Genomic DNA, 21,851 nt, shown 5'->3' on the forward strand with positions numbered 1-21,851 from the left:
CATGATGACGGACCCCTTGACCCCCGCTGGGACCCCCGCTGGCGGCTTACTGCTTCCCCAGCAAAACCAGCACCGCAACCTGCTGGATCTCTCCGGCCTGTGGCACTTCCAGCTCGACCCGGGGGAGGAAGGCGAGGCGCAGGGCTGGTCCACGGCGCTCCCCGCCCCGCGCCCCATCCCGGTGCCGTGCAGTTGGAACGACCTGTACGACGACGCCCGCGACTACCTCGGCCCCGCCTGGTACGCCAAAGACTTCTGGGTGCCCCCCGGCTGGCAGGGGCAGCGTGTCTTCCTGCGGGTCGGGTCCGCCAATTACGCGGCGCGGGTGTGGGTGGGCGGCGCCCTGGTCACCGAGCATCTGGGCGGGCACCTGCCCTTTGTGGTCGAAATTACCCAGGAGTTGACGTGGGACCGCCCGAATACCGTCGCCATCCGGGTCGAAAACCTGCAACTGCCTGGGCGGGTGCCGCCGGGACCCGGGCCGAGCGGCGGCGGGGTGGCCGGGGTGCTGGGCGGCTACCCGGCGACGACCTACGACTTTTTCCCGTACGCGGGACTGCACCGTGCGGTCGTTCTCTACTCGACTCCAGCCGGATACATCGACGACGTGACCGCCCGGACGAGCATCGAGGGAACCGACGGGGTGGTGCATGTCCGGGTCAAGTCGGTCTGGCACGGCGCGGGCCAGGGCCAGGGCAAGCTTCGGCTGGCCGATCTGGAGGCCGACCTCAGCTTCCAGAACGGTGAGGCGGCAGCGACGTTGCGCGTTCCCGCCGCGCGGCTGTGGAGTCCACAGGACCCGCACCTGTACCCGCTGACGGTCACGCTCGAGGAGGACGGGCGCGTCACCGACGCCTACACGCTCGACATCGGCCTCCGCACGGTGGAGGTGCGGGGCGATCAGCTTCTCCTCAACGGCGAGCCGGTCTTTCTCAAGGGCTTCGGCAAGCACGAGGACTTTCCGCTGTCGGGACGTGCGCTGAACCTCCCCATGTGGATCCGGGACTACGCGTTGCTGCGCTGGGTCGGAGCCAACTCCTACCGCACCACGCACTACCCCTACGCGGAGGAGGCGATGCTTCTGGCCGACCGCCTCGGCGTGCTCGTCATCAACGAGATTCCCGCCGTCGGACTGAACTTCGAAGACCCGCAGGAGCTGACCGACGCCCGCCTGGCGCAGTGTCTTCAGCAACTGCGGGAGCTGATCGCCCGCGATAAGAACCACCCCAGCACGGTCTTGTGGTGTGTGGCGAACGAACCCATGGGCGGCCCCCTGCTCGGCACCGGGGACCCTGTGCCCGCCGCCGTCGAGTCCGGCCTGGCCTTTTTCCGTGAGCTGTACGGCGAGGCCCGGCGGCTGGACCCCACCCGGCCTGTCACGCTGGTGGGCGTGCAGGGCGGGCCGCTGGAGTGGCACGGGCTGTTCGACGTGGTGGCGATCAACCGCTACTACGGCTGGTACACGCACGGCGGGCGGCTAGAAGAGGGGGCGCGGGCCTTTGCGCGCGAGCTGGACGAACTGCACGCCATGTTCGGCAAACCGCTGATGGTCACCGAGTTTGGCACCGACACCCTGCCCGGCGTCCACGCCACCCCCCCCGAGATGTGGACCGAGGAGTACCAGAGCGAATTCCTGCGGGGCTTTCTGGACGCCGCCGCCGAGCGGCCCTTCGTGGCGGGGATGCAGGTGTGGAACTTCGCCGACTTCAAGACCGGACAGGGCACCAGCCGGGCCGCCGGGATGAACTTCAAGGGGGTCTTCACCCGCGACCGCCGCCCCAAACTGGCCGCCCATATGCTGCGGGAGCGCTGGGGCGGGAAGGGCGACGGCTAAGGCGCCAGCAGCCAGACGTGAGACGGAGGCGGCCCGACCGGGCACCCTCAGCTGCGCGGCGCGGGCGCCTGAAGCGTGACGCCCCGGGCGGTGCAGCGGGGGGGGCACCGGGCACCCACCAGGGCCGTCCGGCGCGCGGGGTCGGCGTCACCCAGGGCGGCGGCCGCCTCCAGCAGGTCGGCGCCCTTCCAGGAGCGGCCCCGCGCCCCGGCCTACTATCGCCCGCAAAGCGGCGTTTCTCCCCAGGCCCCCCGCCCGCCGGTCCTGCACGGCCCTGCGCCACGCGCGCCGGACGTTTCCCAGGTCCGGCGTCCAGCGCCGCCTTCTGCTTGCGTCCCTCCAGGGCGCCCTGCCCTTCTCCTCCCCGCCGACCCCCGATAATGCTTCTGTAATGGTCCACGCCGAGTCTGGGCCTCAGGAGGAAGACATGCTTGTCAAAGACGCCATGCATCCGCGCGCCGTGACTGCCAACCCCCACGAGTCGGTGGTGGACGCCGCCGTGAAGATGCAGATGCTGAATGTCAAACGCCTGCCGGTGCTGCACGACGGCCAACTGGTGGGCCTGCTCACCGACGGCGAGGTGCGGCGCAAGCTGCCCGCGCTGCACGAGGGGCTGACCCCCTGGGAGTTTGCCGTGCGGGCCGGAAGCGTGCGGGTGCGCGACGCGATGCTGCACCCGGTCCTGACGGCGGCCCCGGGCGAGCCGCTCGCGCAGGCCATCCGCGTGATGCTGGCCCGGCGGGTGGGCGGCTTGCCGGTGGTGGGCGAGGAAGACGGCCAGCTGCTGGGCATGCTGACCCTGACCGACGTGCTGCGCGCCGTGGCCCGCGAGCCGCGCCTGAGCTGGGGCACCGTGCGCCAGCACATGACCGAGACCACAGTCAGCACCCCCGCAGAGGCGCCCGCCAGCGAGGCCGCCGCCAAGCTGCGCGTCAGCGGCCTGAAGGTGCTCCCGGTGCTGGAGGGTGACCGCCTGGTGGGCGTGCTGCACGAGCGCGACCTCGCCGAGCGTGTGGAGCGCGCCAAGGCGGGCCACGGCGATACCCTGCTGGGCGACCAGTTCTTTTTGGAGGGCCAGGCGGCCCGCGACCTGATGCGCCTGCCGGGGGGCTATGTGCTGGACCACGCGCCCCTCCACAGCGCCGTGACCCGGATGCTCGAAGCCGATGTCCACGGCCTGCCAGTGATCAGCGAGGGCGGGCGGCTGCTGGGCGTGGTGACCATCAGCGACGTGCTGCGCGGCCTGCTGGGCGAGCACGGCGAGCACGAGCCGGACCACGCCTGACCCGTTTGCCCCGGCGCCACTCGGCTGGGGCGGGCAAGCTGGGGGCGGGGTCACGCCTTGGCCGTGGCCCGCCCACTTTCCTCCCGTAATGCCCCCGTAACAGGGGCGGCGCACGCTGAAGCATGACTGCGATCCCTCCGGCCGCCACAGCGCCGCGCCCCGGCGAGGGGCCAGCGGGCCAGCCTGCCGCGCTGCGGCCTTCCCTGAGCGTGCGGACCTTCGGTCACCCGGGGGCCGAGGTGGGGGGCCGCCCGGTGCAGTGGCACGCGGCGAGCGCGCAAGACCTCTTCTTCTACCTGCTGTCCTTTCCCGAGGGCCGCACCCGCAGCGAGATTTTGGAGAACCTGTGGGGGCTGGAGGCCGGTCCGGCCAGCAGCAACCGCTTCCGGGTGACCGTTCACCGGGTGCGGACGGCGCTGGGCTTCCCGGGCGCCCTGACCGAGAAGTACGGCCGCTACCACCTCGCGCCCGCCGTCATCCGCGCCTCGGACGTGGGGGAGCTGTACCGGGCGCTGCACCTGGCCGAACACGCCGCCACGCCGCCCGAACGTCTCCAGGCTTACCGCCGGGTGCTGGAGGTCTACCGCGGCGAGTATCTGCCGCAGGTCCGCGCCGAGTGGGTGCGCGAGGCGCGGGAAGAACACCGCGCCGCCTATGTCCACGCCTGCCTGGAAATCTCGGCCCTGCACTGCGAGGCGGCCGAGTGCGCCGCCGCCGTGACCGACCTCGCGCGGGCGCTGCGGGCCGACCCCTATCTGGGCGAGAACCACCACCAGCGGCTGATGACCTGCCTGTCGGTCGTGGGAGGACCCTACGCCGCCACCGAGCACTACCGCCGCTTTCTGCGCTTCCTGCGCGACGACCTGGGCGACACCCCCATGCCCGAGACGGTGGCGCTGGCCGGGCGCATCAAGGCGGGCGAGCACATCTGCACCCGCGCCCAGGGCGTCCCCGGAGCGCACCCCCACCCCTGCCCGCTGCTGGCCGAGGGCCGCTGTCCCGCTGGCCTGCGCGACCTGTTGCAGCTGAACTGACGGCGCCAGCAGAGGGATACGGCCCCGTCATGCCTGGCAGGAACGCTCCGAACCCGAGGAGGGAACAGCAATGAACACCCCGGTCAAGCAGGTCATGGCCCACCCACCCGTCACCGCTCACCCCGACACGACCGTGCCCGAGGCGGTGCAGCTGCTCAAGGCCCGGGGCATCCGGCGCCTGCCGCTGGTCGAGGACGGCCGCTTGGTCGGCATGGTCACCGACCGCGACCTCAAAGAAGCGATGCCCTCGCAGGCCACCACCCTCAGCATCTGGGAGATCACGGCCCTGCTGGCCCGGATGCCGCTGCGCCAGATCATGACCACCTCGGTGCTGACCGTCTCCGAGGACGCGCCCCTTCAGGACGCCGCCTACACCATGCTCAACCACAAGATCGGCGGCCTGCCGGTCGTCAACGGGGCGCACGAGGTGGTCGGCATCGTGACCGTCACCGACGTGCTGCGCGAGTACGTCGGCTCCCCCGTCCCCGGCTGAGCGCCAGGCCCGCCTTTCCGGGCGGGCGGCTGCTGTTACAGGACTGAAAGAGTGGGGCCGCTACCCTGCGGCCATGTCTCCCCACGCCCCGGCGCCCCGGCTCTCCGACCTCGACCCCGCGCAGGACTCGCGGACCTCGGCGGCCCAGTCGGTCCTGACGCTGACCCGGGTGGCGCTGGCGTCCCCGGACCTTGCTGCGGGCATCACGCCGACGCTGGAGCATCTGGTGGGCCAGACGGCGGCGGTGGGATCGGCCTATTTCCAGGCCGGGGGCGACGAGGTCCTGGCCTACCAGGTGCGGGCCGCCTGGGGGGACCTGCCGCAGACGCCCGGCATGCAGGCCATCGCCGCCCACGGTCTGCCCGCCGAGACACCGCTGATGCGGGCGCTGGAGCGCAGCGCCGCCCCGCTGTTTTTCGACGACACGCGGGCGCACCCCGAGACGGCGGGGTTTCCGGACCTGGGGGTCGTCAGTCTGGCCGCCGCGCCGGTGCGCAGCGCGGGCGGGGACCTGCTGGGCGCCTTTTTGATGCACACCTTCGAGGCCCACGTCTGGCAGGCCGAGGAAGCCGCGCTGTTCAGCATGGTCTCAGGCACCATCGCCGCGCTGGCCGGGCGCCTGGCCGCCGAGGAAGAGGCGCTTCAGGCGCGCGAGGCCGCGCTGCGGGCGCTGGGTCTGGCCCTCGAGGCGCGCGACGGCGAGACGCAGGGCCACACCGACCGCGTCACCCGCCTCGCCATGCGCTTGGCCGACGAGCTGGACTTCCCGCCCGCCCGCAAGCAGGCCCTGCGCTGGGGGGCCTACCTGCACGACATCGGCAAGATCGCCATTCCCGACGCCGTGCTGCTCAAGCCGGGCAAGCTCAGCGCCGAGGAGTGGGACACCATGCGCGCCCACGTCCAGGAGGGACGGCGCTTTGCCGGGGCGCTGCGCTTTTTGCCCCCCGCCGCGCTGCGGGTCATCGAGGACCACCACGAGCGCTGGAACGGCGCGGGGTATCCGGCCGCCAAATCGGGCGACGAGATCAGCCTCGAAGGCCGCCTCTTTGCCCTGTGTGACGTGTACGACGCCCTGACCAGCCCGCGCCCCTACAAGGCCGCCTGGACCCCGCAGGCTGCCCGCGCCGAATTGCGCGCCCAGGCGGGCCAGCATTTCGACCCTGAGCTGGTCGAGCGCTTCTTGCGCGTGCTCGAACGCGAGGACGCCGCCCCAGACGCGCCGCTGGACTGAGCCGGGCGGGGCGAGGGCGGGGCGGCGTGGGCTAGGGCTGGAGGCGTTCGGGCGCGGAATACACGTTGAAGCGCTCCCCACGCACGAAGCCCAGCAGCGTGAGGCCGAAGCTCTCGGCGACCTGCACGGCCAGGCTGGTCGGGGCCGAGACCGCGCACACCACCGGCACGCCCGCCAGCGCGGCCTTTTGCACGATCTCGAAGCCCGCGCGGCTGCTGACGGTCAGGATATGGTCGCCGAGGGGCAGCCGCCCCCCCGTGAGCGCCCAGCCGATGACCTTGTCCACGGCGTTGTGGCGCCCCACGTCCTCGCGCACGGCCAGGCACTCGCCGTCCGGGGTGAACAGGCCCGCCGCGTGCAGCCCGCCGGTCACGGCGAACAGCGGTTGCCCGGCCCGCAACCGTCCCGGCAGGCTGCACACCAGCTCCGGGGACAGGGGAGGGCGCGTCCACAGTGCCGGGCGCGCCCGCACCGCCAGCCGCTCGATGCTGCCCGCGCCGCACACCCCGCACGCGCTGGAGGTGAAAGTCTGGCGCGAGAGCCGTTCCAGCGCCGCGAAGCCCGACCGCAGCCGCACCCGCACCACGTTGGGAGTCGCCAACTCGCCCTCCCGCCACTCGGAGAGGTCGAGCAGGTCCCCGGCCTCCCGGATCGCCCCCTCGGCGTACAGCCAGCCGCGCACCAGGTCGGGGTCGGCGCCCGGCGTGCGCATGGTGACGCCCAGGGGCCGCTCCTCCCCGCCGTGAACCAGCCGGATTTCCAGCGGTTCCTCGGCGGCGACCTGATCCGCCCCGGGCGTCAGGGCACCCCCCGCGTACCGCAGGACGGGGTGGAGGGCAGGCTCGGCGGTCGTCACGGCAGGACTCAGGTATGCGGAACCGGCGGCGGGTTGCCGTGGGCCTCGCGCTCGCGCAGGCCCCGGCCGAAGCCGCGCAGCACGTCCACCAGCGCCCCCAGCGCCAGGCCGAGGTCCGGGTCGCGGCTCAGGGACAGCAGCTCCCCCAGGCCGATCGGCTCGCGCTGCCGCACCCGCTCGGCCCCGGCCCGCACCCCGTCGGCCAGCGCGCCCGAGACGGTGCTGATCGCTTCGGGTTCGATGCTGCCCAGCAGCTTGACGAGTTCCAGCAGGTTGCGCAGCGCCCGCACGCTGCCCGGCTCGTTGAGCACCTCCAGCGCCTGAACGCTCAGGCCCTCGCCGCCCTGCACCGCCCGCAGCAGGGTGTGCAGCACCTTGTGCTGGTGCAGCTCCCGCAGCAGCGCCAGCGCCTCCAGCAGCGCGTCCGCGCTCTGGGCGGTGCCTGCCGCGACCTGCTCCTGCAGGGTGGGACGCAGGCTCCGCGCGTCGAAGTCAATCGCCTTGGCCATCAGTCGTCGCCTCCCAGGGTCTCCGGCGCCCGGCGCTGCGCCGCCAGCCGGTTATAGAGCGCCCCCGGAAAGCGGTAGTCGGCCCGCTGCCACTTGCGCTCGACCTCCACGCCGCGCTGCGGGGTCGGGTGGCCGTAGCGGTGGTTCACGCGCGGCAGCGGGTTGTCGCCCAGCTCGGGCAGCACCTCCAGCCGCACGGCCGTGTCCTTGTAGGCGGGCGTGTGGGTCGAGGGGTCGGTGTGGCTGCCCGTCAGGCGGTTCACCGCGTCCCGCGCCGAGGGGTTGTTCATCGGCATGTACAGCTGCCTCCCCGCCACCCGGTCGGTGACATGGACCCGCACCCGCACCGCCCCGTGCCGCGAGACCAGCCGCACGAAGCGCCCGCTTTCCAGCCCGCGCTCGCGGGCCAGCTCGGGCGAGACCTCGACCAGCGAGCCGGGCACCTTCTGGGTAATTCCCGCCGACTTGAAGGTCATGTTGCCCTCGTGGAAGTGCTCCAGCATCCGCCCGTTGTTGAGGTGCAGGTCGAATTCCCCGTCGGGCGGCTCGACCGGCGCGATGAACTCGGCCGGATACAGCCGCGCCCGGCGGTCCGGGAAGGGAAACCCTTCGGTGAACAGCAGCGGCGTGTCGCTTCCGTCGGGCAGCACCGGCCACTGGAGCGAGCGAAAGCCCTCCAGCCGCCCGTAGGTCACGCCGGAATACAGCGGCACCAGCGCGGCGATCTCGGCCATGATCTCGGAGGGATGAGCGTAGGTCCAGCCCGCCCCCAGCGCGTTGGCGACATCCCGGATGATCTCCCAGTCGGGCCTGCTTTGCCCCAGCGGCTCCAGCGCGCGGGAGAGGCGCTGAATCCGGCGCTCGGTGTTGGTGAAGGTCCCGTCCTTTTCCAGACTGGGGCTGGCGGGCAGCACCACGTCCGCGAACTGCGCCGTGCGGCTGAAAAACACGTCCTGTACCACGAAGAAGTCCAGTTTCTCGAAGGCGGCGTCCACGTAGTTCGCGTTGGCGTCCACCAACCCCATCTCCTCGCCCTTGAGATACATCGCCCTGAGGGTGCCGCCGTGGATGGCGTGGACCATCTCGTGGTTGTCCAGACCCTTGCTCTGCGGCAGGTCCACGCCCCACTGCGCGGTGAACTTCTCGCGCACCGCCGGGTCCTCGACGTTCTGATAGCCGCCCACGAAGCCGGGCATGGCCCCCATGTCCGACGCACCCTGCACGTTGTTGTGCCCCCGCAGCGGGTAGGACCCGGCGCCGGGCCGCATGTAGTTGCCAGTGATCAGCAGCAGGTTCGAGATCGCCGTCGAGGTCTCCGACCCGCTGCACTGCTGGGTCACGCCCATCGCCCACAGGATGCAGGTGCCGTCGGCCCGCACGATCTCGTGGGCGATCTGCCGCAGGGTGTCCTGGGGAATGCCCGTCACTTCCTCGGCGTGGGCCAGGGTATAGGGCGCGAGGCTGGCGCGGTACTCGTCCAGCCCGTTCACCCACTGCTCCAGGAAGGCCCGGTCCTCCAGCCCTTCGTCGAGGATGTAGCGCGCCACGGCGGTCAGCCACACGAAATCGGTGCCGGGCACCGGGCGCACGAACAGGTCGGCGCGGCGCGCCATCTCGTGCTCGCGCAGGTCGGCCACGATCAGGCGCTGCCCGCGCAGCTTGTGCGACCGCTTGACCCGGGTGGCGAGGACCGGGTGAGACTCGGCGGTGTTCGTCCCGATGCCGATGACCAGCCCGGCCGCCTCGATGTCGTGGATCGAGCCGGAGTCGCCGCCGTAGCCCACCGTGCGCCACAGGCCCATCGTGGCCGGACTCTGGCAGTAGCGCGAGCAGTTGTCCATGTTGTTGGTGCCGACCACCGCGCGGGCCAGCTTCTGCATCAGCCAGGCTTCCTCGTTGGTGCACTTCGAGGAGGCGATAAACGAGAGCGCGTCCGGGCCATGCTGCGCCCGGATCTCCGTGAAACGCCGGGCGATCAGCGCCAGCGCCTCGTCCCAGCTCGCCTCGCGGAAGCGGCCGTGCTCGCGGATCAGGGGGGTGGTCAGCCGCTCGGGGCTGTTCACGTAGTCCCAGCCGAACTTGCCCTTGATACAGGTGGAGACGCCGTTGGCCGGGCCGTGCGTCGGCTCGACCTTGAGGATGCGGCGCTCCTTGGTCCACACCTCGAACGAGCAGCCCACCCCGCAGTAGGTGCAGACGGTCTTCGTGCGCTTCACCGACCCCTCGCGGACCGCCGACTCGGTGTCCGAGAGTTGCAGGATCGGGCCGTAGCCGATGCTGGGTTCGGCCGCCTTGACCAGCTCGACCGCCGACTGGAAGACCGGCAGCGGCAGCCCGGTCATCAGCCCCGCCTCGCCCAGCATCGACTTTTCCATCAGGGCGTTGCAGGGGCAGACGGTGACGCAGTGCCCGCAGCTCACGCAGCTCGACTCGTTGATCGCCGAGCCGCCGTCCCACAGCACGCGGGGGTGGGGGTCTTCCCAGTTGATGGAGAGCGTCTCGTTGACTTGCAGGTTCTGGCAGGCTTCCACGCAGCGCCCGCACAGGATGCACTGGTCGGGGTCGTAGCGGTAAAACGGATTGGTCTCGTCCTTGGGGTAGGGCTTGGGACGGTAGGGCGTGTCCTGGTGCTCGACCCCCAGCAGGGCGGTGGTGTTGTGAACCACGCAGTTGCCGTTGTTGTTGTCGCAGACCGTGCAGTACAGCAGGTGGTTGCCCAGCAGCCGGTCGAAGGCGGCGGCGCGCGAGTGGCGGGCGGCGGCCGTCTCGGTCTGCACGACCTGCCCCGGAGTCACGCGGGTGCCGCAGGCGCGCACCAGTTCGCCGTTCACCTCGACCAGACAGGTATCGCAGGTCTGGAGGGGGCCGAGCTGCGGGTGGTAGCACACCTGCGGCAGCTCGGCCGAGGCGCGGTTGAGCACCTCCAGCAGGGCTTCGCCGCTGCGGGCAGGGTACGGGACTCCGTTGACGGTGACGGACGCATCGAAAGACGGCAAGGGGCGGCCTCCGGTCGTGGCGAGAGGGCGGCGCAGCAGGCGGCGGCGAGAAGCAAAGGGGGGCGGTGGCCGCAATCTGCGCCTCCGGGGGCACTCCCGGCAACTGTCCGCGTGCCCCCCCGGCTTGAGCGATTCCTCATGCCCCGGCGGGCCGCAGGGCCGATGCTGGAAGGCACCCAGGAGGCCTGCCCATGACCGACGATCCGGCTCCGCCCCGCCGTACCCCCCAGCCCCCCGACCAGGACGCCGTGAACGAGCACCGGGGCGAGGGCGAGGGTCCCTTCGGCGCCGACATGACCACCCTGCTGGGCGGCACCCGCGCGCCCGGTGAACCCGCCGCCGCCCCCGAGCAGGGCAACGCCTACAGCACGGGCACCGAGGCCGGAAGCGGCGGCAGCCTGTCTCCCTCCGACCCCCGGGCGCGCGTCTCTGACGAGGGCGGGGGAGAGGAGGGCTGAGTCGCCCTCCGGCCGCAGGGGGTCAGCGTGCCGCGCTGCGGCCGGAAGGCGCCGCCTCCTGCCCGGCCGGCCCGGCCCCGACATGCGCCAGGATGACCCCGAACACGTCGGTGGGAGCCAGGTCGTCTTGCGTGAGCAGCTCCGGCCGCGACGAGATCAGCAGCGGTCCCCGGCGCGGGTCCCCGGTCACCCGCCCGTGCGAGCCGCGCACTACACCCGCGTCGAGGCCGATCACGTCGAGCAGGTAGCGGAAGCCCAGCTTCTTTTTCGCCAGCGCCACGCCCGCCTTGAGCTTGGCCGGTGAGTGCGGGTCCATGAACAGTTCGGCGGGGTCGTAGCCGGGCTTGCGGTGGATGTCCACCGTGCGGGCGAAATCGGGCGCGCGGGCGTCGTCCTGCCAGTAGTAGTAGGTGAACCACGCGCCGGGGTCGGCCACAGCGACCAGCTCGCCCGCCCGGGGGTGGTCGAGGTGATGGCGGCGCTTGCCCTCCGCGCCCAGCACCTCGGCCACCCCCGGCAGGCCCTCCAGCAGCGCGCGGACGTCCTCCAGTCGGGCGGGGTCGTTCACGTACACGTGCGCGACCTGATGGTCCGCGACCGCGAACGCCGCGCTCCTCCCGGCGTCGAGCAGCTCGCGGCCCAGTTCCTCGCGCACGGCCAGGAGGCCCGCGTCGCGCAGCGCCCGGTTGAGGTGGACGGGCCGCCACGCCCGCTCGATCCCGTACTCGGACACCACGATCACGGAAACCCCCCGCGCCTCGTAGAAGTCGATCAGGTCGCCCGCCACCTCGTCGATGGCGGCGAGGTCCTCCCGCATCGCGCCGAGGTCTGGTCCATGCTTCTGGAGACCGTAGTCCAGATGCGGCAGGTACACCAGATTCAGCGTGGGCGAGTGCTTTTCTTCCACGTACCGCGCCGCGTCCGCGATCCAGCGGCTCGAGGAGATGCCCGCGTTCGGTCCCCAGTAGCTGAACAGCGGAAAGGTGCCGAGCCGGGCCTGCAACTCGTCGCGCAGGCTCGCGGGCTGGGTGTAGCAGTCGGGCAGCTTGCGCCCGTCGGCGGGGTACATCGGGCGCGGCGTGACCGTGTAGTCGGCCTCCGAGTACATGTTGTACCACCAGCAGATGTTGGCGACGGTCGCCGCCGGGTCGAGTTCATGCAGCACGTCCCAGAGCTTGGGCGCCTCGATCAGCCTGTTCGACTGCCGCCAGAACTTGACCTCGCACTCGTCGCGGAAGTACCACCCGTTGCCCACGATGCCGTGCTTGTCCGGCCACTTTCCGGTGAGGTAGGTCGCCTGCACCGAGCAGGTCACGGCAGGAAGCACCTCGCCCACCGGCACCATTTTCCCGCGCCCGGCAAAGGCGGTCAGGCGCGGCAGCCCCGGTCCCAGTAGCTCCGGGCTGAGGCCCACGATGTTGATGACGGCAGTTCGCTTGGGTTCAGCAGGCATGTCAGGTTCCTTTGATGTGGCGCTGCCACCAGCGCGTGAGGAGGAAAGCCGCCAGCGCCAGCGGCAGCAGCGTCCACGCGCCCGCCACCCCCAGCACCAGCGCGTCGAGCAGGCAGACCCCGGCGATCAATCGGCCCACCGCGCCGCCGATATCGCGGGTCTTGCCGTAGACAAAAGTCAGGCTGTGGGCCACCCAGGCGGCCAGCAGCAGGGAAAGGAGAGCTGCGCCGGGGCCGAAGCCGCCTGTAAGGCCGTACACGGCGGGCGCGGCCACCAGCGCCACCGGCCAGAACCGCGCGGTGCCCCGGCGGTTCTCGGTCTTGGCGACGTAGGTCAGGCCCGCGATGTAGAGGGCGAGGAGCGTGGCCCACACCAGCAGGGGAGTCCAGACAAGTAGAGCTGTTAGATATGGAAAGAAAGCCAGCCCCGCCGTGACGTACACCATTGCCCGCGTTGCGGCCATCACGACCGGGCTGAGTGGATTGGTCTTGTGCCAGGCGTCATACAACACGATCAGGCCGACGAGAATCAGCCCGCCCAGGAAGGTGGCTCCCCCAACAGGCACCAGCAGCAGCAACCCCATCCCGAACAGCGCGGCGGTGACGGTCCACGCCTCTTTCACCGGGACCAAGCCCGAGGGCAGCGGACGCCCGGGCCGCTCGCGGCGGTCTATCCCGAGGTCCAGCAGGTCGTTGAGGTACATCCCCCCGGTGTAGAACAGCACCAGCGCGGCGGCGAGCGGCAGCAGCGTGACGCCGCCCCCACCCGCCAGCGCCGCCCCGGCCAGCACATTCGTGACTACCGTCGGACTGTTCGAGACGCGGGCCAGCGACAGGTGCCCGTGCAGGCGCCGGGACCAGCCGGGCCGCGGGATGCTAGAGGACATCCTGCACCCAGCGGTACTCGCGTTCGATGGACTCCAGCAGGGGGCGCTTCAGCTCCGGCGGCAGCACGTCCCAGGTGTACGTCTCGATTTCCAGGTGGCGGGTAAAGGGTCGTTCCCGCATCAGCGCGAAGGTTTCCACGATCTCCCGCTGGGTTGAGCCGAACACCCCCGCGCGCTCCAGAAAGACGGGGACGTGAAAATGCACCCGCCACTCCTGCACGTCCGGGTCGTCCAGGTCCGCCAGCGCGGGGGGCAGGTCGGGGTATTGCCTCAGCGAGCCGTCCCGCCCCCGCGCGACCACCTGATGCAGGTAGGTGGCCTCCGCGAAAGGGGAGAGCGCCCGCGCCACCTCCAGCCGCGCCTCCGGGTCCGCGGGCAGAGACAGCCGCAGCGCCGAGCTGATCTGCACCTTGCCGACGCGCATGCCCGCCGCCCGGTACGTCCGCAGTGCCGCCGCCGGGGTCTCGTACATCACCGCGACGTGGCAGGTGTCGAAGCAGACCTGGACATGCTCGCGCAGCTGCTCGCGCGCCTGCTCCAGACCACTCCCCAGCTGCGCGGCGAGGTCCCGCGCGCCCCCCTCCAGCAGCTGCTCCGTGAAGAAGCGCGCCAGATCACTGCTGCACTGGAGCAGCCCGTCCGGCTCGGGTTCGAGGTCGAGGTGGATCAGGCGCCCCCGCTCTTCCCGCAGCCGCACCAGCGCCGCCACCACCCGGACCACGTTGCGTGTCAGCGTCGGCCAGTCCTCCTCGCCCACCCACTCCCGGTACGAGAGCGGGCTGGTCGAGATGCCGCCTTCCTCCCCCTCCGGCAGCAGCGCGGCCAGAATCTCCGCGAGCCGCAGGGTGTAGGCGACCCGCTCCTCGTCCCGCCAGTCGGGGGCGTGAACCTGCGCCTTGACCGGCTGGCCGTGAAAGGGGCCGTAGGGAAAGCCGTTCAGGGTGAACACGTACAGTCCGCGCTCGTCGAGAAAGCTCCGGAAGTCGGCCAGCGCCGTGCCTTCCAGCAGCTCCGCGCTCTCCGGTCCCGAGAGCCGCAGCCCCACGCCGAAGGGGGCGTCCGGCGAGAGCCGTGCCCGCAGCGGCACCGCGTACCGCTCCAGATTGGCCCGGACCTCGCCCATCCCCGCCGACGGGTGGATGTTGGTGCAGTAGGTGAGCTGCACGCCGCCCGGAAGCCGCATCAGTCCGCCGCCACCGTTCCCCGCCCCGTCCCCACCGGCACGAACTTGGGCGACTGGCCCAGAAAGCGCGCTGGGTTCTCCAGCACGATCCGCCCGATCAGCGCGTCGTCATGGCCGCGCCGCCGGGCTTCGAGGACGAATTCGGGCACCGCCAGCGAGTCGCTGGGACCCCAGTCGCAGGCCGAGGCCACGATCAAACGCTCCGGGCCGTGCATCTCGATCATGTCGATGGCGCGGGCGGGGGACGCCTTGGTCTTCGGGTAGAGCGTCAGCCCAGTCCAGAAGCCGTGGCCCAGGATCATCTCCACGGTGTGTTCCTCGGCGTGGTCGATCAGCACGCGGGCGGGGTCGATGCGGGGGTCGGCGGCCAGCGCCTCCACCATCACCCGGGTGCCCTTGTACTTGTCTTCCAGATGCGGCGTGTGGATGTGGATCAGCTGGCCGTGTTCCAGCGCCAGCTCCACGTGGTCGCGAAAGGTGGCGAGTTCGTTGCGGGTGACGCGGTTCAGCCCGATCTCGCCTATCCCGAGCACGTTGGGGCGGTCGAGAAAATCCGGAATCAGGGCCAGCACCTGCCGGGCCAGCTCGCGGTCCTCGCCCTCCTTGGGGTTGAGGCACAGCCAGGTGTAGTGCGCGATGCCGTACTGCCGCGCCCGCTCCGGCTCGAAGGTCGTCAGGTGGTCGAAGTAGTCGGCGAACGCCTGCGGCCCCAGCCGGTCGCGCCCCGACCAGAAGGCGGGTTCGGTCACGGCCAGGCAGCCGGTCAGCGCCATGCGGTGGTAGTCGTCGGTGGTGCGCGAGATCATGTGGGCGTGCAGGTCGATGTAGTTCACTGCTCCACCTCGTTGCCGAGGCTCGTGTGGACGCGGCGCGACGCCCCGAAGGCGCTCTGCGAGTCGCGCAGGTCCAGAAGACCGAGGTTCTGGTCACTGAGCAGCATCTGCGCGCGCCGCACCCGCCCCGGCTCGGGCGAGGTCAGCTCGTGCAGCGCCTCGCGGAAGGCGCGCAGCCGGAAGTCCTCCTGCACCCCGGCCGCGCCGCCGCGTGCGCGGTCCAAGCGGTCGAGAAAGGCGGCCACAGCGAGCAGTTGCGCCCGGTGCTCCATAAAGGAGAGGTCGAGCAGTTCGGTCTGGGTCAGCAGGCAGGTGCCGGGGTAGAAAGCCATGAGGGTCCTTTCTGGGGGTGATCGTGCAGGTCTTGCAGGAGGCCGACCGCGCGGCGCAGCTCTCCGAAGTCCATCTCGTGAACCTCGGTCGCCTGCCCGACGGCGGTCAGCAGCGGAATGGTGAGGCGCCCGCCCAGGTGCTCGCGGAACTCGTTCAGGCCGCTCAGCACGCTGCGGGGGTCGGCGGGGTCCTGGGCGGAGGTGCCCAGCTCGGGGACATAGACGGGCAGGCGCAGCGCGAGCAGCAACTCCAGCACCCGCCGCCAGTCGGCTTCCGGCAACATGCCCCTGAGCGCCGCGTAGGTGCAGTCCAGCGCCAACCCGACCGCCACCGCCTCGCCGTGACGCAGCGCGTAGCCGGTCAGGCTCTCGAGCTTGTGCGCCGCCCAGTGCCCGAAATCCAGCGGCCGCGAGGACCCCGTCTCGAAGGGGTCGCCGCCCCCGGCGATGTGGGCCATGTGCAGTTCGGCGCAGCGGTAGACGGCGTACTCCATCGCGCCGGGGTCACGGGCCACGAGCGCCGCCGCGTGTTCCTCCAGCCACCCGAAGAAGGCCGCGTCCTTGAGCAGCGCCACCTTGACCGCCTCGGCCAGCCCGCCCAGCCAGTCGCGGTCCTCCAGCGCGGTCAGGAAGTCGAGGTCGTTGAGCACGGCGTGGGGCGGCGCGAAGGTGCCCAGCCAGTTTTTCTTGCCGTAGGCGTTCACGCTGTTCTTGACGCCCACGCCCGAGTCGTTTTGCGCCAGCACCGTGGTCGGCACCCGCACCAGCCGCACGCCCCGGTGCGCGGTGCCCGCCGCGAAGCCCACCATGTCGGTCACCGCGCCGCCGCCCACCACGGCCACGTACGCGTGCCGGTCGATGCCGTGCGCGTGAATCGCGTCCTGCACCCGTGTGACGTGGGTGAGGTCCCCCTTGACTCCCTCGCCCCCCGGTACGGTCAGGGGGGGCGCGACCAGCCGCAGGGCGTCCGCGTGCGCCCCGAAATAGGCGCCCAGTTGCGCGGGCAGCCCGGGGAATGCCCCCACCACGCCCGCGTCGAGAACGCACAGCACCTTGACGGGGCCGCGGACCGGGTCGCCGCCGCTGGGGGCCAGCGCGTCCCGGAAAACCGGGTTGCCGGGGTCGAACACCCCGCGCGTGAAGTGGACGGCATACCGGAACGTCACAGGCACCGTCTGTTTCAGCGTGCGGGTCAACGGCATGTGGTCTCCGCGTGGGGACCTGGGCAGGCGGCCTCGCCTCCAGCCGCCGCGCCCCTGGTCCCGCGCCCGTTGACCCCGCGCCGATCTCTGGTGGGCTGGTTGCTCATGGCCCTCAGCCTGCCGCGGACAACATCAACGGAACGCTAAAGCCGCAGGACACGCGCGGGACCCTCTGCCAGCCGAAGAGGGTCCCGCGTGGGGTGACCGCAGCGAAGCAGGTCCCCTGCGGGGGTGCTCAGCGGGCGGGCGGCGGAACCAGCGGCGTCTTGAGCGTGGCGGCCGACAGCGACCGGTTCCCTGCCGGGTAGCCGTTTTTGGACAGCACGTAGGCCGTCACGTTGCGGTACTGGGCGGGGGTCAGGCTCGCGGGCTTGTTGCGCGGCATCTTCTCGGCGATGTAGGCGTGCAGCTCGGCAGCGGGGCGTTTGCCATTCGCCCACTCGCTCAAAAAGGCCTGACCGACCAGCGCCGGGCCGCGAACGCCTTGCAAGTTTGCCCCATGACACCCCTGGCAGGAGGTGGTGTAGACCTGCTGCCCGAACGTGGCCTGCACACGGGTAAAGCTCGGCCCCGCCGTGTTCCCGGCGGGCGCGGTCGCCACCGCGAGGGTCAGGCCACCCAGCGCCGCACCTGCACCGAAGCGGATCAGCTGCCTTGCCGTCTTGCGGTTCAACATGCTCTGACCTCCAGGGTTCAAACGGAAGAAAGGCGGACGGCGGGCCGACGTCGGCGCTGAAGCAGGTGAGTAGTCCGTATCTTGCCACATTTCGGGGCGCCAAAGGAGGGGAGGCCAAAGGAGAGGAGAAGCTAAAGCGGTTTACGGCCCACTCTGCGGCCTGCTGCGGGGCGGCCCGGCCCTCAGGCCCCGTCCTCCGTGGAGGCAGCGGGCTTGATAGGCTGTCCGCCTGATGGCTTCCCGCGATTGTTGCCGCGACCCTCACGTCCTTTCCGGCCCAGGCCGTCTGGCGGCGCCGCTGTGGGCCGCCCCGCCCCCTGAACGGCTCCCGGCCAGGAAGGGCCGATGAGCGGCGGCCTGGTCGCCCTGCTCGACGACGTGGCGGCCATCGCCAAACTCGCGGCCGCCTCCATCGACGACATCGGCGCGGCGGCGGGCAAGGCGGGGGCCAAGGCGGTCGGGGTGGTCGTGGACGACACGGCGGTGACGCCCCGCTACGTCACCGGGTTCTCGCCCGACCGCGAGCTGCCGATCATCTGGCGCATCGCCCGGGGATCGCTGCGCAACAAGGTCGTGTTTATCCTGCCCGCCGCGCTGCTGCTCAGCCAGTTTCTGCCGTGGGCCATCACCCCGATCCTGATGCTGGGCGGCGCTTATCTCTGCTACGAGGGCGCTGAGAAAGTCTACGAGGCGGTTTCCGGTCACCACGAGGCGTCCGGCGAGCCGGAGATCAAGCTGTCGAGCGAGGCGCACGAGGAGCAGATGGTGACGGGCGCGATCCGGACCGACTTCATCCTGTCCGCAGAGATCATGGCGATCTCGCTGGCCGAGGTGGCGGACCAGCCCTTCGCGCTGCGCGGGGTGACGCTGCTGGTGGTGGCGCTGCTGATCACGGCGCTGGTCTACGGGGTGGTCGGCCTGATCGTGAAGATGGACGATTTCGGCGTGCGGCTGGCCCGCAGCGGTTCGGGCCTCTCACGCGGTTTCGGGCGCGGGCTGGTCAAAGGCATGCCGGTCGTGATGTCGGCGCTGTCGGTCGTGGGCACGGCGGCCATGCTGTGGGTGGGCGGCCAGATTATCCTGCACGGCCTGGAGGAGTTCGGCCTCGCCGCTCCGGCCCACCTGCTGCACGACCTCGCGGTGGCGGCGGGTGGGGCCTTGCCTGCCGTGTCCGGCGTGGCCGAGTGGCTGGTCCAGACGCTCGGCTCGGGGTTGGTCGGCCTGCTGATCGGGGCCGTCATTGTGGGCGTCATGCACCTGCGTCCCCGCAAGGCTTCCGCCGCTCACTGACCTTCCGCTCCGCGCGGGTGCCCCGGCGCCGCTTGCGGCCCTTCCTCTTCCCTGTGCTCCCCCCGGCGCTTCGGCCCCCGGCGGCGCTGGGGCTGCCCGCTGAGCTTGACCAGCGGCCGGAGCGACTCGCTGCCCGCCAGTCCCAGCTGCGCCTGCGCTTCCTCGCGCTCCACCAGCCCCAGCAGGCGCAGTCCCGCCGCGTTGCGCAGGGCCTGCCAGGCCCGGTAGGGCACATTGGCCCGCCGACACAGCCGGAAAATCCGCTGCCGCAGCAAAAAGGCGCTGGCAAGGTCGAAGACGGGTCCCTGGGCGCTGAACAGCGCCGTATGCCCGCGCTGATGTCCCCATCTGGCCAGGGCTTCGAGCAGCTCCGCGCTGCCGGGAATCACCCGGCCCCCGACCTCCAGGTCTCCCTGCCACAGCCGCAGCGCCTCGAAGCGCAGCTCCAGCACCTCCGGCCCGGTCAGGCCCCCGTGCGCGCCCAGCAGCACCAGCGCGCGCTCCTCGGTGTTCGCGTGGGTCAGCAGCCGCGTCAGCTCCGCCGCCGAATAGTGGTCGCGGTGTTCCTCCGGGCGGTTGACCGGTCCCCGCACGCCGCGAAAAGGCTGCTCCTGGGTCACCCCGCAGCGGCCCAGCGCGTCGTAGAGGTGGCGGACCTGGCTGAGCCGGTTTTTGCTGGTGGCCGGGGCATGGTGGGCCTCCAGCCAGCTGCGGTAGGCGGCGGCCTGCGCGTCACTGGGATGCAGCACCGGGTGCCCCTGGGCGGCGCACCACTTCAGGTAAATCCGTACGCCGCTGACATTGTTCTGGCGCGTGCGGTCCCCCGCCTGCCCCGGCAACAGCGGCGCCACGGCGTCCACGAAGCCGTCGAGGTCTTCCCGTTCCAACAACCGCCGCAGCACCCGCGCATCCGGCCCCGGAGAGGCTTCCTGACTCATGATGACCAGTATATACGAGCGATATGGCGCTGTGTGTCCCTGCGGTCTGGATGTTTCGACTGCCGTCGCTTCCCACCTCGTTCCGCCTCTCCAGCCTTCTTTCCCCGCAGCTTCCACCTGTGCTAGAGCAGGCAAGTGACCGCGTGTGACCTTCCTCGCTGTGGTGAATGGAGGTGGATCAGGCGTATGCCTGGGCGTTCGCTGGCGGCGTTCTGGTTAGACGGGGATGGCTGTGTTTCGGACGAGTTTTGAAACTGTGAGAGGGTTGGGGACCGAAATTTCGTTTTCTATATACTGCGACTCCCCTGATGCGGTGATGGAGCCGGAGGGAAAGGTCAGTCACCCGCTGTCTCCCCAGCTCTTGACCCTGGAGCGTTCGACTCGGCCATACTGTGGGCCGTTGCCGCCCAGAGGTGCCTTCCCGGCTCCTGGGGTTCTGTCCCCCCTCCCCGACCTTCTTTGCGATTTGCAGGAGCCTCCGTGAAGTATTCTCACCACCCCACCCCGCTTCTGGAGCGGGAACACTGGCGCGAACTCAATGGCCTGTGGCGGTTTTCTTTCGACGACGAGGCCCGCTGGCACCATCCCAGCGAGGTGGTGTTCGACCGCGAGATTCAGGTGCCCTATGCTCCGGAAAGCCGCCAGAGCGGCCTGCACGACGAGAACTTCCATACGGTCGTGTGGTATGGCCTGACGCTCACGACGACCCCGCAGGAGCGGGAAGGACGGCTGCTGCTGCATTTCGGGGCGGTGGACTATCTGGCGACCGTGTGGGCCAACGGGCGCCTGGTCGCGCAGCATCAGGGCGGGCACACCCCCTTTGCCGCCGACATCACCCAGCAGGCGCGGGCCGGGGAGACGGTCGAGATCGTGGTCAGGGCGCAGGACAACCCCCACGACCTCGCCAAGCCGCGCGGCAAGCAGGACTGGCAGCGCGAACCGCATTCGATCTGGTATCCGCGCACCACCGGCATCTGGCAGACGGTCTGGCTGGAGCAGGTGCCGGAGACCTCGATACGCAAGCTGCGCTGGTCGAGCGACATGGAACGCTGGCAGATCGGGATGGAGCTGGAGATCGCCGGGCCGCTGCGCCCGGACCTGAGCGTCCGGGTGCGGCTCTCGCGCAACGGCGAACTGCTGGTCGACGACCGCTACAGCCTGCGCCACAGCGAGCTGTCACGCAAGATGGCGCTGGCGGACCCCGGCATCGACGACTTCCGCAACGACCTGCTGTGGAGTCCCAAGCACCCGCAACTCATCGACGCCGAACTGGAGCTGCTGGTGGGCGACACCGTGATCGACCGGGTCCGGAGCTACACGGCGCTGCGCTCGGTGGGGGTGGCGGGCAACCGCTTCATGCTCAACGGGCGGCCCTATTACCTCAAGATGGTGCTCGACCAGGGCTACTGGCCGCAGAGCCTGATGACCGCCACCGACGAGGAACTGCGCCGCGACGTGGAACTGACCCGGCAGCTGGGCTTCAACGGGGCGCGCAAACACCAGAAGATCGAGAGTCCGCGCTGGCTGTACTGGTGCGACGTGCTGGGCCTGCTGGTGTGGGAGGAGATGCCCAGCCCCTACCGCTTCACGCCGGGGGCGGTCAAGAATCTGGTGCGCGAGTGGACCGAGGTGCTTGAACGCGACATGTCGCACCCCTGCATCGTGGCCTGGGTGCCGTTCAACGAGTCGTGGGGGGTGCCGGACCTGCCCACCAACCCCGCCCACCGCGACTACGTGCGGGCGCTGTACCACCTCACCAAGACGCTGGACCCGGGGCGGCCGGTGATCGGCAACGACGGCTGGGAGCACGTGGCGACCGATATCGTGACCATTCACGACTACGCCGACGACCCCGAGATGCTGCGGCGGCGCTACGGCACGCTGGAATCCACCCGGCTCTCGCTGGAGCAGCAGCAGCCCGCCGACCGGGCGCTGACCTTGGGGGATTTTCAGGCCACCACGCAGCCGGTGGTGCTCTCGGAGTTCGGCGGCATCGCCTACATCCCCGACCAGGGACGCGGCTGGGGCTACAGCGAGTCGGAAAGCGAGAGCGACTTTCTGGCCGACTACGTGGCGCTGCTGGAGGCCATCCACGAGTGCCACGGGTTGTCGGGTTTTTGCTACACCCAGCTCACCGACACCTTTCAGGAGAAAAACGGCCTGCTTTACGAGGACCGCACCCCCAAGGCGGACCTCTTCAAGCTGGCGCGCAGCACCCGGGGCAAGCGCAGCGCCCGGGAGATGACCTTCGACGCGCAGCTCAACCCCTACGGCAACTCCTCGCGCGGCCCGGAAGTCGGGCAAGACAGCCTGCTGCTCGCGGAACTTGAACACGACTGACCCGCCCGCGAGGCGCCTCGCG

At 70.7% G+C, this 21,851-nt stretch carries 19 protein-coding genes; 8 read left to right on the forward strand and 11 right to left on the reverse strand.

Features of this window, described 5'->3' with window-relative positions:
• Window positions 1–4 precede the first annotated feature (4 nt).
• The 5 genes from uidA to HNQ09_RS07040 all read left to right on the forward strand — a co-directional run bounded on the left by uidA (window position 5) and on the right by HNQ09_RS07040 (window position 5,877).
• The gene (uidA, locus tag HNQ09_RS07020) at window positions 5–1,834 is read left to right on the forward strand and encodes a beta-glucuronidase (RefSeq protein WP_184027238.1); all 1,830 of its coding nucleotides are present in this window, start codon (window positions 5–7) and stop codon (window positions 1,832–1,834) included.
• 427 nt (window positions 1,835–2,261) lie between these two features.
• Window positions 2,262–3,119 (forward strand): CBS domain-containing protein, encoded by an 858-nt coding sequence (locus HNQ09_RS07025; protein ID WP_184027240.1) that lies wholly within the window; start codon window positions 2,262–2,264, stop codon window positions 3,117–3,119.
• A gap of 122 nt (window positions 3,120–3,241) precedes the next feature.
• Window positions 3,242–4,153: an AfsR/SARP family transcriptional regulator gene (locus HNQ09_RS07030; RefSeq protein ID WP_184027241.1), complete on the forward strand. Its 912-nt coding sequence runs from the start codon at window positions 3,242–3,244 to the stop codon at window positions 4,151–4,153.
• Between the two features lie 70 nt (window positions 4,154–4,223).
• Entirely contained in the window at window positions 4,224–4,646 is a 423-nt protein-coding gene (locus HNQ09_RS07035; protein ID WP_221269678.1) for a CBS domain-containing protein, read from the forward strand.
• Window positions 4,647–4,719: 73 nt separating this feature from the next.
• Window positions 4,720–5,877 carry an HD-GYP domain-containing protein gene (locus HNQ09_RS07040; protein ID WP_184027243.1) on the forward strand — a complete coding sequence of 386 codons (1,158 nt, stop codon included), beginning with the start codon at window positions 4,720–4,722 and terminating at the stop codon, window positions 5,875–5,877.
• Between the two features lie 31 nt (window positions 5,878–5,908).
• On the opposite strand, the gene fdhD is transcribed toward HNQ09_RS07040, so the two are convergent.
• The 3 genes from fdhD to fdhF all read right to left on the reverse strand — a co-directional run bounded on the left by fdhD (window position 5,909) and on the right by fdhF (window position 10,238).
• Window positions 5,909–6,679: a formate dehydrogenase accessory sulfurtransferase FdhD gene (fdhD, locus tag HNQ09_RS07045; RefSeq protein WP_184027489.1), complete on the reverse strand. Its 771-nt coding sequence runs from the start codon at window positions 6,677–6,679 to the stop codon at window positions 5,909–5,911.
• 62 nt (window positions 6,680–6,741) lie between these two features.
• Window positions 6,742–7,242: a helical membrane plugin domain-containing protein gene (locus HNQ09_RS07050; protein ID WP_184027245.1), complete on the reverse strand. Its 501-nt coding sequence runs from the start codon at window positions 7,240–7,242 to the stop codon at window positions 6,742–6,744.
• Window positions 7,242–10,238, reverse strand: a complete 2,997-nt coding sequence (fdhF, locus tag HNQ09_RS07055; protein WP_184027247.1) for a formate dehydrogenase subunit alpha — start codon at window positions 10,236–10,238, stop codon at window positions 7,242–7,244. Before fdhF ends, HNQ09_RS07050 begins: the two co-directional genes overlap by 1 nt.
• A 191-nt stretch (window positions 10,239–10,429) precedes the next feature.
• On the opposite strand from fdhF, the gene HNQ09_RS07060 reads away from it, so the two are divergent.
• Window positions 10,430–10,696, forward strand: a complete 267-nt coding sequence (locus HNQ09_RS07060) for a hypothetical protein (protein ID WP_184027249.1) — start codon at window positions 10,430–10,432, stop codon at window positions 10,694–10,696.
• A gap of 22 nt (window positions 10,697–10,718) precedes the next feature.
• Here HNQ09_RS07060 and HNQ09_RS07065 read toward each other — a convergent pair whose 3' ends face one another.
• The 7 genes from HNQ09_RS07065 to HNQ09_RS07095 form a co-directional block, all read right to left on the reverse strand.
• A complete protein-coding gene (locus HNQ09_RS07065; protein WP_184027251.1) occupies window positions 10,719–12,149 on the reverse strand; it encodes an alkaline phosphatase family protein in 1,431 nt (476 codons plus the stop codon).
• A 1-nt stretch (window position 12,150) separates the two neighbouring features.
• Window positions 12,151–13,035 (reverse strand): UbiA family prenyltransferase, encoded by an 885-nt coding sequence (locus HNQ09_RS07070; protein WP_184027253.1) that lies wholly within the window; start codon window positions 13,033–13,035, stop codon window positions 12,151–12,153.
• On the reverse strand, window positions 13,025–14,218 hold the full coding sequence (eboE, locus tag HNQ09_RS07075) for a metabolite traffic protein EboE (protein ID WP_184027255.1): 1,194 nt from the start codon (window positions 14,216–14,218) through the stop codon (window positions 13,025–13,027). Before eboE ends, HNQ09_RS07070 begins: the two co-directional genes overlap by 11 nt.
• Complete coding sequence (locus HNQ09_RS07080; protein WP_184027257.1) at window positions 14,218–15,051, reverse strand: TatD family hydrolase; 834 nt, start codon at window positions 15,049–15,051, stop codon at window positions 14,218–14,220. Before HNQ09_RS07080 ends, eboE begins: the two co-directional genes overlap by 1 nt.
• On the reverse strand, window positions 15,048–15,383 hold the full coding sequence (locus tag HNQ09_RS07085) for a hypothetical protein (RefSeq protein WP_184027259.1): 336 nt from the start codon (window positions 15,381–15,383) through the stop codon (window positions 15,048–15,050). Before HNQ09_RS07085 ends, HNQ09_RS07080 begins: the two co-directional genes overlap by 4 nt.
• On the reverse strand, window positions 15,353–16,585 hold the full coding sequence (locus HNQ09_RS07090; RefSeq protein ID WP_184027262.1) for a 3-dehydroquinate synthase: 1,233 nt from the start codon (window positions 16,583–16,585) through the stop codon (window positions 15,353–15,355). Before HNQ09_RS07090 ends, HNQ09_RS07085 begins: the two co-directional genes overlap by 31 nt.
• Before the next feature lie 235 nt (window positions 16,586–16,820).
• Complete coding sequence (locus tag HNQ09_RS07095) at window positions 16,821–17,261, reverse strand: c-type cytochrome (protein WP_184027265.1); 441 nt, start codon at window positions 17,259–17,261, stop codon at window positions 16,821–16,823.
• Between the two features lie 345 nt (window positions 17,262–17,606).
• Here HNQ09_RS07095 and HNQ09_RS07100 point away from each other — a divergent pair, with 345 nt between their 5' ends.
• The gene (locus HNQ09_RS07100) at window positions 17,607–18,551 is read left to right on the forward strand and encodes a DUF808 domain-containing protein (RefSeq protein WP_184027268.1); all 945 of its coding nucleotides are present in this window, start codon (window positions 17,607–17,609) and stop codon (window positions 18,549–18,551) included.
• Here HNQ09_RS07100 and HNQ09_RS07105 read toward each other — a convergent pair.
• Window positions 18,545–19,489 carry a tyrosine-type recombinase/integrase gene (locus tag HNQ09_RS07105; RefSeq protein WP_184027270.1) on the reverse strand — a complete coding sequence of 315 codons (945 nt, stop codon included), beginning with the start codon at window positions 19,487–19,489 and terminating at the stop codon, window positions 18,545–18,547. The two genes, HNQ09_RS07100 and HNQ09_RS07105, sit on opposite strands and share 7 nt — an antisense overlap.
• A gap of 480 nt (window positions 19,490–19,969) precedes the next feature.
• Here HNQ09_RS07105 and HNQ09_RS07110 point away from each other — a divergent pair, with 480 nt between their 5' ends.
• Window positions 19,970–21,829 carry a glycoside hydrolase family 2 TIM barrel-domain containing protein gene (locus HNQ09_RS07110; protein WP_184027272.1) on the forward strand — a complete coding sequence of 620 codons (1,860 nt, stop codon included), beginning with the start codon at window positions 19,970–19,972 and terminating at the stop codon, window positions 21,827–21,829.
• Window positions 21,830–21,851: the final 22 nt, after the last annotated feature.

It is taken from the genome of Deinococcus budaensis (genome assembly GCF_014201885.1).
Classification (GTDB): Bacteria; Deinococcota; Deinococci; order Deinococcales; family Deinococcaceae; genus Deinococcus; species Deinococcus budaensis.